The following is a 13,982-nucleotide window of genomic DNA, read 5'->3' on the forward strand; positions in this document are numbered from 1 at the left end:
ATAAGGTTTTTAGTTGATTAATCTGATGCTTACGAACTTGGATTTGGTCACGCTCAAATTGATTAATTAATTGCCGATAAGAATAAAAGCCTAGTGCAGTATTAATAATTATCAAAACGACACTGACGCTGATAAGTACTTTCCAACGCAAGCTAAAAAATTGCGTAGTCTTAGAAATAAATTGAGGTGTTTCCACAGCGTACTGCATTTAGCGTTGGGTAAAATTTTAGCATCCTGTGAATCAAAATCGGAATCCAATTTGCAATGTAAATAAACTCCAATTGCGTTCTAATTGACTGAAATCAGGATTTTCACGCGGTGACAAAATAAAGCAACCATTGTGCAATTGGTATTCAGCGCGAAGCATCCACTGTGAATTGATATTCCAGCGCAAACCCGTAGAAAAAATTTTAGAAAACCCCATTTCTTTCTTAATAAACCCATGTGAGATTTGTTCAAGGTCATTACCGTGACGGTCAGCACGATTAGCAAACCCTTCTTCGTATCGTAGTAACCACTCCCATTGCGGATGAAAGCGGTAAGTGGTTTGCAAATAGTAACCTTCAGCGTTGGCTTTATAATCCGGAAACAGTTGCCCAAATTGCCGCCATTCAATGGGTTCACGGCTATATTCTGCTGTAAATGACCACTGTTCTGTATTGTATTGTACTGATGCTACCAAATACAGCAAATCTACATGGCCAGCGCCCGGTGTTGTGAATGGCAAGGCATTTACATTCGGGTTAAACTGCATGTCAACCGTCATAGCACTCAACCCTAACTTAAAGCGTTCACTTTGATTGCTATACCAAAAACTTGCTAACCAACCGGGATTATCCGCTTGTAACTGTCCACTAAAATTGCGAAATAGATAGGCATTTTCAACATTGGTGTCAACTAATGGCCATCCGCCCCCGAGGCTAAATGAAATATTACCATTTTCTAAATAAAAATCGTTATAAAAAAGCAGACCATCTGACGATAATGCTAAATTACGCACTTTGTCAAAATAGATGACTTGTGGTAAAAAAATCCCGGAACGGGTAAAAGGAACATCTCGGGTTTCATTGTATAATCCTAATGGATTTTTAAAACGCCCAGCCCGAATACCTACTTGATTATGCGTTGAAGAAACTAAATTAAAATCAGCGAGTGCGAAGTCAATAGTTGGTGTGCCATTTGATAGCTCACCAGCACGACGAGATAATATTTGACCTGAAAATAAAAGTCGTGGCGTTAGGCGTAATGAGCTATTTACACCAATTTCAGTGAATGCAAATGAGGTATGAGCGCTGTCTCCTAACCACTGATTTTCTGTCGTATGTAAGACTGCTTGACTAATAAATCCATGAACTTGGAGTTGATCTGATAACGATTCCGCTGCTGAGGTTACCTCTGCCAGCAATAATAAATAAGTCGTCATCATTCCAATTGCTGGTTGACGCAACTTATTCCAAACGAAGTGTGTAAACATTAGAATTTTTTGGTAAAATACTGACATAACCGATGGCGCCTGGTGTTTTAGCAATAGACATAATCATTTCTTGTTCACTGGTCAGTGTAATAGGCACTTGACCGGTACCAGAAAATAATTGACGATCCCAAACGTGGCGTAACTGGTAAGGAAAAATTTCTAATACCGTTTTAGTGAATTCACGATGTACTGGGTTATCGTCCGCTAATACAAAAACGCGCACGGGAAGGTGTTCTTGGTTCGGCCATTGCTGAATACGCATGGTAAATAACAAGCGGGCTGTGTTTTGATCAATGCAGGTTAGATGTACAGAAGGATTAATAATTATTGTTTGTGCCTGAACTAAATGCAAACAACTACAACTCATTAAAAAAACAATAATATGGCGCCACCATTGCCAGCGATTGCTATCAATGACCTGTGATAAAACAATCGAGTCTATGAGCATATCTGATAGGCTGTTAACAGCGATTAGGTTTGACGCACAAGCTAAAAAGCGTACTCAGAGATTCAATCACGAACATCTAAGGTGGTTTTCAAATTTTACCATCGGACAGGTTAGCTTTACATAGGTTAACACACTTTTGATTGGCAACCAATAGCAACTTTTTTGCAACTGATAATTCATTCAAATAAGATTTCATACGCTATCTCTATGAATATTCGGCGCTCTTTATTAGTAACTTTTTTTGCTAACTACTTTCAAATTGTTTTGCAATTTATTGCTACTTTAATTATTGCACGGTTATTGACACCAAGCGAATTTGGTATTTTTTCTTTATCAATGATTTTGATTAACTTGGCTGATTTATTACGCAATTTTGGCGTCAATAGCTACATTGTACAAGAGAAAGACTTAACTTGGGGACGTTTACGCGCCGCTCGTTTAGTTAATTTCATGTTTTCATGGGGATTAGCTGTCGTCGTTTGGTTATTAGCAGATTGGACCGCCCAATTTTTTGATGAACCGGCGGTTGCAGCTGTGCTACATGTTTTAGTCGTTAATTTTATTTTAATTCCTTTTGGCACCACAACGGCTGGATTACTGCGCCGTGAATTACAGTTTCAAACGCTTGCGGTTGTTCAAATAATCACTGCCACTGCCTCAACTTTAACATCTATTATATTAGCCCTGCTAGGCTTCAGCTATTTTTCATTAGCATGGGGTAATATCGCTAATGTCGTAGTTGGAACATTTTTAATCTGGTATTTTCGTCCTCGACATTTGAAATTACCTCCCGGTCGTTTTGAAATTTGGCCAGTACTACGTTTCGGTGGATTATCCGTTATTACCGCAATTGCGCATGAAACCGGCAAGCGGTTACCAGATTTATTTTTTGGAAAATTACTTAGTGTACAAGCGGTTGGCTACTTTAGTCGTGCCACTGGATTGCTGGAATTAATTAATCAGTTTTTAATGCGATCAATATTCAGTATTACCATGCCACATTTTGCCGCACAAGTAAGACAACAGACGGCATTACTTCCGCATTATTTACTTGCAATTAGTCATATTACCGTATTAGGTTGGCCATTTCTGCTTTTATTGGTATTCACCGCACCACAACTTATCCCACTACTCTATGGCGAACAATGGTATGAATCTATCATATTAGTACAAATTCTGTGTTTAGGAGAAATGCTTTTAGTTCCATTTTATCTGAGAGCACAAATCTTAATTGCAATAGGTCGTATCGCAATTGATACACGTTTTGCACTCATTATGCTAGTCGTTAAGACCGTTTTTTTATTATTTTTAACGCAGTTTGGTTTAATCATCGTTACTTTTGGATTAGCCGTAAGTAATATAGTTGCCATGCTGCTTTCTTATCATATCATGCGTGACAACTTGAATTGTTCTTTACAAGAATTGTGGATGGCATTACGCAAAAGTTTATTAGTCAGTGGAACCATTGCGTGTAGTTTATTACTAATAACACGGTATATACCAACAGGTATTTTATCATTGGTTGCCTGTGTAGGCATTGCTGCACTCGCTTGGATCACTGCAATATTTATTTTACAACATCCTATAAAAAATGAGATATTGTGGTTAGTAAGCAAAATAAAATCTCGATTAGCAATATGATGATTCTCCAATATAAATAATGCTCTTTATAAAGAATTAACGATAATGCAGAATATAGGTCAATATGAAACCGTGTTGGTGTTAGATGGCGATATGGTGCCGTCATTGACAATTGCACGTTCATTAACACAATTAAAAGTTGACGTGGTGATTGCCAGTCATCTACCTAAACCACTTGCTAATTATTCACGCACTGTTAAGCAATGTTTGTTATATCCTGATCCATTATCACGGACGGATGATTTTATTGCATGGTGTCGCACTCAAATCGCGTTGAATGTTTATCGTTTAATTATTCCAGTGACCGAGCGCACCTTAGTTCCTTTAATGACGCTGTCGAACGCTGCAGACCGTGAACGTATTGCAATGGCGCCACCAACAGCACTTGCAGTTGCATTGTTTAAATCGCGCACATTAGAACTTGCAGAACGGTTGCAAATTCCTATTCCAAAAAGTCAGTTAATCACAACAGAACATGCCGTAATCACCGCGGCCAATTTGGGATTAAAATTACCCGTTGTTATTAAGCCAGGCTGTTCTATTGGTGAACACGCATTCACTAAAAAACAATTACAAGTCAGCTATGCGTTTGATGTAGAAACTGTTAATGTAAAGCTGCAACAATATCTACCGTATGGCCCTGTGTTGCTTCAGGAATACATGATTGGCCAAGGAATTGGAATTGAGTTAATTGCAAATCACGGAGAAATACGCTATGCCTTTCAACATTTGCGGCTGCATGAAGTGCCATTAACAGGTGGTGGTAGTAGTTTAAGAATGAGTGTTGCAATAGAGCCATGTTTATTAGCAACAGCGCAGAAGTTAATGAAAGCATTGCATTGGCATGGCGTTGCAATGGTTGAATTCAAATGGGATCCCCAAACCCAAACATTTGCACTGATGGAAATCAATGGGCGGTTTTGGGGATCATTGCCATTAGCCGTCGCGGCGGGCGCTGATTTTCCTGCAATGCTATATGAGCTATTAACAACTGGGATTATTACCACTACCCGTCCAGCAAAAATTGGCGTCATGTGTCGCAAATTAGATCGTGATTTATATTGGTATGAACAGGTATTGCGTCACGATGCGCCGTCAGAATTAGTGCATTTCCCTTCGCGCTGGCAATTATTGCGTGACAGCTTGCTGGTATTTAGTCCACGTCATTATTTTGATGTGCAAAGTTGGCGTGATCCATTGCCAGGAATCATTGACATCGGGCGCATTATTTCGGATTATTATTATCGTGCTTTACAATTGTGGCATCATCGCTATTGGTTATTTCAACAACGCCGCGCATGGCGCAGTGGTCAAATAAAGGCATTGCTACAGAATGCTAAACAAGTATTATTTGTTTGTTATGGCAATATCAATCGCAGTGCGTTTGCTGAACGCTATGTTGCCACCGTTGCACCAAAGACGCATTTAATAATACGGTCAGCGGGGTTTCATCATGAAACTGGACGGGCTGCTGATCCAATGATGATTAACGTGGCGCGACAGGTTGGGGTGGATATGACGAGCTGGTCATCGGTGTGTATTAATTCAGATTTGGTGACAGCAAGTGATGTGATTTTTGTCATGGAATATTGCCATTATAAGCAGTTAATTGCGGCGCTTCCCAGAGCAAAATATAAAACGTTTTTATTGGGGATGGCGGGTATTAAAGACAGCCTACAGGGCGCTGTTGAAATTGCTGATCCATTTGGGCAGCAGCGATGTCAGTATGAGAATTGTGTTCAGTCACTGGTATTGAATGTTAACTACGTTTTAGATTCAATAAAAACTACTCAACTACATAGAGATAAACAATGATTGTTATTGGATTAGGTTCAGGACGCTCTGGTACTGCATCATTGGCAAAATTAATCAATGCGCAACATGATGCGCTATGTTTTCACGAAATGAATCCGAGTTGCGTACGTTTTCATGGTACACGCCGACCAATTATCAATACAATTGAAGAATACCAGCGTATTTTAGATGGTGGTAATTCATCTGAATTAACGGTGGATTTATCACGCCCTGTCGCAGCGGTAGCTTATGATAAATTATGTACTATGAAATCAGTTAAATTGATTGGAGATATTGCTTTTTATTATTTAAGCTATGTCGAAGATATTCTTACAGTTAACCCAAATGTGAGATTTATATGTCTCAAAAGAAATAAAGAGGCGACAGTGAGAAGCTGGCTAAAAAAATCAGAAATTCAGAGATGGCGCTCTAAAAAAATTGCTGATAAATTATCTGCTTTAATTACACGACAACCTTATTATGAATCGCGTAATTTTTGGCAAGAACATGACGGGACAGAATGGGAAAAGGATTTGGTATGGGATAAATGCTTTCCAAAATTCGACGCAAATAATAAACGTGAAGCGATTGAACAATATTGGGATTTTTATTACTCAGAGAGTGAGAAGATTGCGCAAAAATATCCTGAGGTATTTCGGTTGATACAGACTGAATCACTGAATGAGAGACAGCAGCAAGTAGCATTGTTGGATTTTATTGGTGTTGCGCAAAAAGAAATGGTATTTACAGACGCACACATTCACAAACTGGCTACAAGGGATTAAATATGGCTGGATTATTCAGCGTTATTTTAGCAACACGCAATCGTCCTGAGTTGTTTGGTGATGCTCTAAATTCTGTATTAAATCAAACCTATCAAGGGTTTGAAATCATCGTTGTTGATGATGGTTCTGACGCCCAGTATTCAGAAAACTACAATAATCTTTTTAATTCAATTGCTGGTGAACGTCCTGACATAGAAACAAAGCTTTTACGCCTCGCCCAACGCGATAAAGGGCATGGGCAAAGTTATAGTTTAAATGAAGGTAGCAAGTTTGCATCAAATGAATTCCTTTGTTTTCTGGATGATGACGATTTTTGGATAGAACCATGCTACCTTGAACAAGTTGCAAATAACTTGTGTGATATGCCTAGCATTGATTTGTATATGAGTAACCAACAAGCGTTATTATTAGGTAAACCATTAACACAACCAGTTTGGCTTGAGAATTTGCCTAACACCTTTAACCGCTTTCCGCCTAAATCTATTTCGGCAAATATTTGGCTGGTGTCTGTTGACAATTTGATGAATATTGATGGCTTTTGTCACTTGAATTGCTTGGTTATCCGCAAAAAACTCTTTTTTGCGATTGGTGGAATGGATGAAAACATACGTTGGGAGTGTGACCGAGACTTGTATTTAAGAGCGATAAATCAAGCAAACCAAATTATCTTTAACCCAAATGTCGTTTCGCATCATCGGGTGCCAGATAAATCAAAACAATCAAATATGACAACGGCCTTATCAGAAGTTGACAGGCGCTTGTATCAACTCCGCGTGTTTGAAAAAGCGGTCATTTATGCCAAACATCCTCTCATTAGAAACATGGCTAAATGCCAATTAGTTTACACCCTTAAACACATTGCCGAACAGTTATTCAAATCTGGCAACTATACTGCGGGTAGTCACTTTGGTTGGCAGGCATTGGGTGCGCGTTTTTCATTCAAGTGGCTTGCGTATTTGGTTGTGCAATTCTTAAAAAATAAGTTGTCATTTAAAATGATCGGGTAGTGTTGTAGGTATTTATTTGCCAATTATACCCATAAAAACACTACCCGCCGATTCTATTAACCCGCCGTATCCTGATCCCCCGCTGGTTCGTGGCACTGCTCTGATTCATACCACATCACGTTAATAATGCCGAATGCAACGGCTAATAACACGCCAAGAATCCACGAAAAATACCACATCATCAACCTCCGCTAATGTGCAATGACTAAGACCGCAATTTGCATTGTGTCTTAGTCATGCAGGCGTTATTTACTCATTGATCGGTTAATACGCTAACGTGTCCTGCGCTTGAATCTCTTCAATCGTCACGCGCCGCCACATCTTGTAATACGTCCAAGTGGTGTAGACCAGAATGATCGGAATAAAGATCACCGCTGCCCAAAACATCACCGTTAATGTCAAATGACTCGACGTGGCATCCCACGCAATTAAACTGTTATTGGGATTGGTGCTAGACGGCATAATAAACGGGAACATCGCCGCACCGACGGTCATAATAATCCCGGTAATGCCTAGCCCGCTCAAAATTAACCCCAAGCCGGGGCGATCTTGAATAGACATGGATACCGCGAACCCTAATCCCGCAAATCCCAGCACTGGAAATAACAGCGTTAATGGATAATCGCGGTAATTGACTAACCAGCCGCTCGAATCAATCACGACCTGTTTAGTTAATGGATTCGGCACGGCATCTAATGCGGGCATTGATACCACTTTGAAACCATCAATCCCAAAGGTCAGCCAAATACCGGCTAATGCAAAGGTGGCAATGGTCGTTAATCCCAATGGTTTCACCCAGGCTTTGGCGCGAGTGGCAATTGGATCAGCCGTGCGCAATTGCAACCATAATGCGCCGTGCAGCATTAACATGGCGACGCTCACCACGCCCGTTAATAATGCAAATGGATTGAGTAAGCCCCAAAAACTGCCGGTGTAATAGGGGCGCAGGAACTCGTCTAAATGGAATGGGACGCCCTGTAATAAATTGCCGAACGCAATGCCGAAGACTAATGCCGGTACTACGCCGCCAATGAATAAGCCCCAATCCCACGCGCTGCGCCAAATAGGATTGGCAATTTTACTGCGGTAATCAAAGCCAACTGGTCTAAAGAATAGCGCAAATAATGCCAAGAGCATGGCGAAATAAAACCCGCTAAATGCTGTAGCATACACTAATGGCCACGCGGCAAAGATTGCGCCGCCGGCGGTAATTAACCACACTTGATTGCCATCCCAATGCGGCCCGACGGTGTTAATAATGACGCGCCGTTCTAGGTCATTCTTACCCAAGAAGGGTAATAACCCGCCAACGCCCATGTCTAATCCATCGGTGACAGCAAAGCCGATGAATAAGACACCGACCAATACCCACCAAATGAATTTGAGTACTTCATAATCCAATGGCATGATTATTCTCCCTGCGCCTTTTGAGTCGCGGCCGTTGCTGCAATTGCGCCACCACCTAGATGATTGGTTTGCCGTTCGTGGAAATACCGTCCGGTGTGCAATGAACTGGGGCCGAGGCGGCTGAATTTGAACATTAAAAACATTTCAATCAAGAAGAGAATCGTATAGAAGGTAATAAACCCGGTTAAACTCAACATGATTTCCTGCGCGGTTAAACTCGACGCGGCAATGTAAGTGGGCAAGACTTCACCAATTGCCCAGGGTTGACGACCGAATTCAGCAACAAACCAACCGGTTTCCACACCGATCCAGGGGACGGGAATGCTGAATAAAAACATCCATAATAACCAGCGTTGTTCTTGCAAAGTGCGCTTGGCATTGTAATAAAACCCTAACGCAATTAATAGCAACATCCAGAAGCCGCACATGACCATCACGCGGAAACTCCAGAATAACGGCGCCACTTGGGGAATTGAATCTTTGGCGGCCAATTTAATCTGTTCTTCATTCGCTTGTGCGGGATTGTCAACATAGCGTTTTAATAATAACCCGTAGCCAAGATCGGCTTTGTGTTGCGTGAACACGGCGCGAATATCCGGCGTATCTTCACCATTGCGCAGTTTGTGTAACGCATCATAGGCGATCATGCCGGAGCGAATACGGATTTCGTGCTTTGCTATTAAATCTTTCAAGCCAACCACCTCCTCATCTAATGAACGAGTGGCAATTAAGCCTAATAACCAGGGGACTTTAATGGCATTGTGCGTGGCTTCATCTTCATTGCTGGGAATACCGAAAATCGTGAAGGCAGCGGGGGCCGGTTCAGTGTGCCATTCTGATTCAATCGCCGCTAATTTGACGCGCTGGATTTCGCCAATTTCATAGCCAGATTCGTCACCTAATAAAATGACCGATAGAATAGACGCGAGCGCGAAACCGACGGCGACGGAGAACGAACGTTTGGCAAAGGCGACATCACGCCCTTTTAATAGATACCACGATGAAATACCCATGACGAACATGGCGGCGGTGACGTAACCGGCGGCGACGGTGTGAACGAATTTGACTTGCGCGACGGGATTAAACAGCAATTCAGTAAAGCTGGTCATTTCCATGCGCATCGTTTCAAAGCTGAATTCAGAACCGACGGGGTTTTGCATCCAGCCATTGGCAATTAAAATCCACAACGCGGATAAATTAGAGCCAAATGCGGTTAAAAAGGTGACGGTTAAATGTTGGCGTTTGCTTAATCGTTCCCAGCCGAGGAAGAACAATCCAATGAAGGTAGATTCTAAAAAGAATGCCATTAACCCTTCAATAGCCAGCGGGGCGCCGAAGACGTCACCAACGTAATGCGAGTAATACGCCCAGTTGGTGCCGAATTGAAACTCCATTGTCAAGCCGGTGGTGACGCCGAGGGCGAAGTTAATCCCAAATAACTTGCCCCAAAACTTGGTCATGTCTTTATAGATTTCACGGCCGGTCATCACATAAACGCTCTCCATGATGACCAGAATCCAGGATAAACCGAGCGTCAGCGGGACAAATAAAAAGTGATACATCGCGGTGGAGGCGAATTGCCAGCGCGATAGCTCGATCATACTACTGTCAAGCATTGTTTAATTCCCCAGTGAATTGATGGGAGATGGGCGGATGTCAACCAGTGACGCGGTGATAATGCACACATCCGGGTGCGCGGGCAACTGGCAATTTGTGACGGGTTGGGAATGACGCGGGCGGGCGGGGCGGCATTTCCTAAACAGTTTTTTCAAACAAGCAGATTAGAAGTTAAATCAATGCGTTACGCCATCGTTATCGAAAAAGCGGCCGGCAATTTTTCCGCCTACGTTCCCGATTTGCCCGGCTGTATTGCGACTGGGCAGTCGGTTGAAAAAGTGACACGCGAAATCACCGAGGCGATTCTGTTCCACTTGGAAGGGTTGCGCGAGGATGGAATTGCGCCGCCTGCGACACAATGTCATGTTAAATATGTGGACGTGGCGGTGTAATTGGCTGATGCGTTTAATCTGTTTTATGCCAGTTTTAATTGGCTATCAATCATCACCCGCCAATAAAATACCCTGCTCACTGGTCTTTGCTGCCGCCGCTTTTTTAATCACTGCGTGATGCAGCGGTAAATCACTGCGGCGGCCGTCTTCAAGCATTTCACGAATGGTCACGATTTGAATACACGGGTAATTGCGGTGTAAAAACTCATGCTGATAAAACCCCGCCGCTATTGCCTCATCCCGCATGGGTTTGGTCGGTTCTTCTAATGTAATCAATACCGCCATGACTGCCTGTTCTCGCGCCATATCACCGCGTAACGTGGCAATGTCATTGCGCTGTACTTTGCCAGATTTGACTTGAATAATGACCGGCGCTGTGGCGGTTTTTTCTTTACCAGTGGCAATGTACGCAACGCCGTCAATGCCTTTGTCGGCACCTTTTTTATCATTGATGACGGCGCGATTATTGCTGTAAGTTAATACCGCCCATTTCTCAAACTCTTTGCGTAATCGGTCATCTTTTTTATTAGCCAAAGCGCGGGCGAATGCCATGTCACGCGGGATGCCGCTTAAACTGATATTAGTTAATACGTCGCTGCCAAAACTGTCTTCTAATCGTTGGAGAATTAACGCAATACTTTGGTAAGTGATGTCTATTCCAATCCATGACCGATTTAATCGCTGGGACACAGCAACGGTGGTACCGCAGCCGCAATACGCATCTAATACCAGGTCGCCTGCATTGCTGCTGGCTTGAATAATGCGTTCTAATAAGGTTTCGGGTTTTTGGGTGGGGTAGCCGAGGCGTTCACCACCAAACGTGCCAATTTGGCCAATATCGTTCCAAAGATTGCTGACGGGCGCCCCTTTTTCTTCATTAAAATAATGCTTGTAGACTGGATATTTTGACGTAAGTATTATTTTTGCTTCGCCTGATTCCAACAGCCTATTTAATCTTTCAGCGGACACTGTTTTCAATGGATTCCATTTAAATCTTCGACCTTGTTCATCTATTTTATCGTAGCGTTTTAGGGCGCCTTGACTATAGGGCCGATTGATTTTATTGAACAAATATTCTGATGTTTTACTGTACAAAAAAAGGCTATCAGTATTGGTTGGAAATTTCCGCGCTATAGATTTACTGCTGCCTGAATTAAAAGTCCGTTCCCAAACAATTTCATTCAAATAATCTCCGCCCCTTGGACAAAAAATACTATCCAACATCAATTTCAAATAATGACTACAGGTTGGGTCACAATGCAAATAAAAACTGCCGGTTGGTTTTAATACCCGCCAAATCTCATTCACCCGCTGCGTCATACTCACCAAATACGCCAGCAAACTGCCCGTCCCCAATACCGCCCGCAAGCCTTTTAATAATTCAATTGTCTGCCGCGTGTAATCACTTTGGCGAGTTTGCGTAATATCTAACCAACCCAACTCGGCTAATTCATTCCACGTCCAAGTATCAATAAATGCCTGCGCTTGTGCCGCGTCTTCTTTGCCGACGTTATTATAAATCTGGAAATAATTGCGTTTAGAATTAAATGGCGGATCAATGTAGCACAAGTCCACGCTCTCATCTTTAATCTTATTGCGCAATACGTCTAAATTGTCGCCGTAGAATAGTTGGTTCATCATCACTCCAAGTCATTCCCACAACTGCGCGAATTAAACCCCGCCGTCGCGGGAATAACAATCAAGGCAACTGTGCTGGTCGGTTCATTAAAACTGAATCGCGCCAGCACAGTTCAATTTACTCATCGCCGTTTTCATTCACCGCCCGAAATGCGCTTTGGCGTCATACAGCGTCTCAACCGTAATCACCGCCAACCCGCGCTCGCGGGCGAACTGCTCGGTATTCCGCCGCGCTTTACCACGCACGAAAAACGGAATTTTGCGCAATTCCTGCTCGGCATCCGCTTGCCACTGCGGCGTGTCGGATGACGAGTCGGGCGCAGCGGCGACTGGCGCAGGTGACGACGCACCCGCGTTAATGTCCACCGCCGCAGCGCCAGCATTGATCGGGGGCGCGGGCGGGGCGTGATCGTGAAACTCGCTGTCCTCGCGGAACATCGTAATCAAATGCTCCTCCAGCCCCATCATCAACGGATGCACCCAAGTATCAAAAATGACGTTCGCGCCTTCAAAACCCATCTGCGGCGCGTAACGAGCGGGAAAATCCTGCACATGCACCGGCGCTGACATCACCGCGCACGGAATACCGAGCCGCTTGGCGATGTGCCGCTCCATCTGCGTTCCCAGCACCAACTCCGGTTGCAACGCCGCGACCTGCGCCTCGACCTGCAAATAATCATCGGTAATCAGCGCCTCGACGCCGTACTGCTCCGCCGCGGCGCGCACCTCGCGGGCAAACTCGCGGCTGTAAGTGCCTAATCCCACAACAGTAAATCCCAATTCCTCGGTAGCGATGCGGGCGGCGGCGGTGACGTGCGTGGCGTCACCAAAAATAAACACGCGCTTGCCGGTCAAATAGGTCGAGTCCACCGAGCGCGAGTACCACGGCAACCGCGTTTTGGCAGCAGCGAGTGCTGGCGCGGGGTCAATGCCGATCACTTGGGCGACTTCGGTGATGAAATCCCGCGTCGCGCCGACACCGATGGGCACGGTGCGCACCCACGGCTGCCGAAACATCCGTTCGAGCCACACGCAGGTGCTGTGCGCGACTTCGGGGTACAGGCAGATGTTGAAATCGGCGTTGGGAATGCGCAGCAAATCGGCGGGCGTGGCACCGGCGGGCGCGATCACGTTGACCGCGACGCCGAGACTGTCGAGTAACCGCCGCACTTCGGTGATGTCGTCACGGCAGCGAAAACCGAGCGCGGTGGGGCCGAGTAAATTGGCGAGCGGCTGGCGCCCGTTGAATGGCGAATGATTCACCGGTGAATGACCGCGTAATAAATGCCGCACGAGCGTATGAAATGTTTCACTCGCGCCCCAATTCTCTTTACGCGAAAACGCCGGTAATTCGAGCGGCACGACGGGAATGGGTAAACCCATACCCTGCGCTAATGCACCGGGTTGATCTTGTAATAATTCAGCCGTGCAGGCTTCACCAATTAACATGACCTGCGGTTGAAAACGATCATAGGTCGCTTGCAAGCGCGTTTTGAATAATTCGGCTGTGTCACCACCTAAATCCCGCGCTTGAAAAGTTGTATAACTGACCGGCGGGCGCTCGGCGCTACGGGTAATCATGGTGAATAATAAATCGGCGTAGCTGTCGCCGACGGGGGCGTGTAATACGCAATGCACCGCGTCCATTGATGCGGCAATGCGCATCGCGCCGATGTGCGGGGGGCCTTCATACGTCCAAACGGTGAGTTCCATAGTGAATTTCTATTACTTCGGATCGTTGTTAATTAACTAGGACTGAAACCTATCCGCTAGGTAGTA

The 13,982-nt window shown here is 44.2% G+C and carries 12 protein-coding genes; 5 read left to right on the forward strand and 7 right to left on the reverse strand.

The window, feature by feature from the left end; genetic code table 11:
• Positions 1-241: 241 nt before the first annotated feature.
• Entirely contained in the window at positions 242-1,426 is a 1,185-nt protein-coding gene (locus HUK38_RS06570; protein WP_238787504.1) for a TonB-dependent receptor, read from the reverse strand.
• Between the two features lie 22 nt (positions 1,427-1,448).
• Positions 1,449-1,736 carry a hypothetical protein gene (locus tag HUK38_RS06575; protein WP_238787505.1) on the reverse strand — a complete coding sequence of 96 codons (288 nt, stop codon included), beginning with the start codon at positions 1,734-1,736 and terminating at the stop codon, positions 1,449-1,451.
• 393 nt (positions 1,737-2,129) lie between these two features.
• On the opposite strand from HUK38_RS06575, the gene HUK38_RS06580 reads away from it, so the two are divergent.
• The 4 genes from HUK38_RS06580 to HUK38_RS06595 are packed head-to-tail and all read left to right on the forward strand — an operon-like array spanning position 2,130 to position 7,149.
• On the forward strand, positions 2,130-3,563 hold the full coding sequence (locus tag HUK38_RS06580; RefSeq protein ID WP_182583529.1) for an oligosaccharide flippase family protein: 1,434 nt from the start codon (positions 2,130-2,132) through the stop codon (positions 3,561-3,563).
• Positions 3,564-3,608: 45 nt separating this feature from the next.
• Complete coding sequence (locus tag HUK38_RS06585) at positions 3,609-5,378, forward strand: arsenate reductase/protein-tyrosine-phosphatase family protein (RefSeq protein ID WP_182583530.1); 1,770 nt, start codon at positions 3,609-3,611, stop codon at positions 5,376-5,378.
• Positions 5,375-6,142: a sulfotransferase gene (locus HUK38_RS06590; RefSeq protein WP_182583531.1), complete on the forward strand. Its 768-nt coding sequence runs from the start codon at positions 5,375-5,377 to the stop codon at positions 6,140-6,142. Before HUK38_RS06585 ends, HUK38_RS06590 begins: the two co-directional genes overlap by 4 nt.
• Positions 6,143-6,144: 2 nt before the next feature.
• Positions 6,145-7,149, forward strand: a complete 1,005-nt coding sequence (locus HUK38_RS06595) for a glycosyltransferase family 2 protein (RefSeq protein WP_182583532.1) — start codon at positions 6,145-6,147, stop codon at positions 7,147-7,149.
• A gap of 56 nt (positions 7,150-7,205) precedes the next feature.
• Here HUK38_RS06595 and cydX read toward each other — a convergent pair whose 3' ends face one another.
• The 3 genes from cydX to HUK38_RS06610 form a co-directional block, all read right to left on the reverse strand.
• A complete protein-coding gene (gene cydX / locus HUK38_RS06600) occupies positions 7,206-7,328 on the reverse strand; it encodes a cytochrome bd-I oxidase subunit CydX (RefSeq protein WP_182583533.1) in 123 nt (40 codons plus the stop codon).
• A gap of 85 nt (positions 7,329-7,413) precedes the next feature.
• Positions 7,414-8,556, reverse strand: coding sequence for a cytochrome d ubiquinol oxidase subunit II (gene cydB, locus HUK38_RS06605; RefSeq protein ID WP_182583534.1), 1,143 nt, complete (start codon positions 8,554-8,556; stop codon positions 7,414-7,416).
• A gap of 2 nt (positions 8,557-8,558) precedes the next feature.
• Positions 8,559-10,172 (reverse strand): cytochrome ubiquinol oxidase subunit I, encoded by a 1,614-nt coding sequence (locus HUK38_RS06610; RefSeq protein ID WP_182583535.1) that lies wholly within the window; start codon positions 10,170-10,172, stop codon positions 8,559-8,561.
• A 75-nt stretch (positions 10,173-10,247) separates the two neighbouring features.
• On the opposite strand from HUK38_RS06610, the gene HUK38_RS06615 reads away from it, so the two are divergent.
• Positions 10,248-10,565 carry a type II toxin-antitoxin system HicB family antitoxin gene (locus tag HUK38_RS06615; RefSeq protein WP_338065370.1) on the forward strand — a complete coding sequence of 106 codons (318 nt, stop codon included), beginning with the start codon at positions 10,248-10,250 and terminating at the stop codon, positions 10,563-10,565.
• A 45-nt stretch (positions 10,566-10,610) separates the two neighbouring features.
• Here HUK38_RS06615 and HUK38_RS06620 read toward each other — a convergent pair whose 3' ends face one another.
• Positions 10,611-12,206, reverse strand: coding sequence for a DNA methyltransferase (locus HUK38_RS06620; RefSeq protein WP_182583536.1), 1,596 nt, complete (start codon positions 12,204-12,206; stop codon positions 10,611-10,613).
• 135 nt (positions 12,207-12,341) lie between these two features.
• Positions 12,342-13,916, reverse strand: a complete 1,575-nt coding sequence (gene bchB, locus HUK38_RS06625) for a ferredoxin:protochlorophyllide reductase (ATP-dependent) subunit B (RefSeq protein ID WP_182583537.1) — start codon at positions 13,914-13,916, stop codon at positions 12,342-12,344.
• Positions 13,917-13,982: the final 66 nt, after the last annotated feature.

This window comes from Thiospirillum jenense, assembly GCF_014145225.1.
GTDB classification, from domain to species: Bacteria; Pseudomonadota; Gammaproteobacteria; order Chromatiales; family Chromatiaceae; genus Thiospirillum; species Thiospirillum jenense.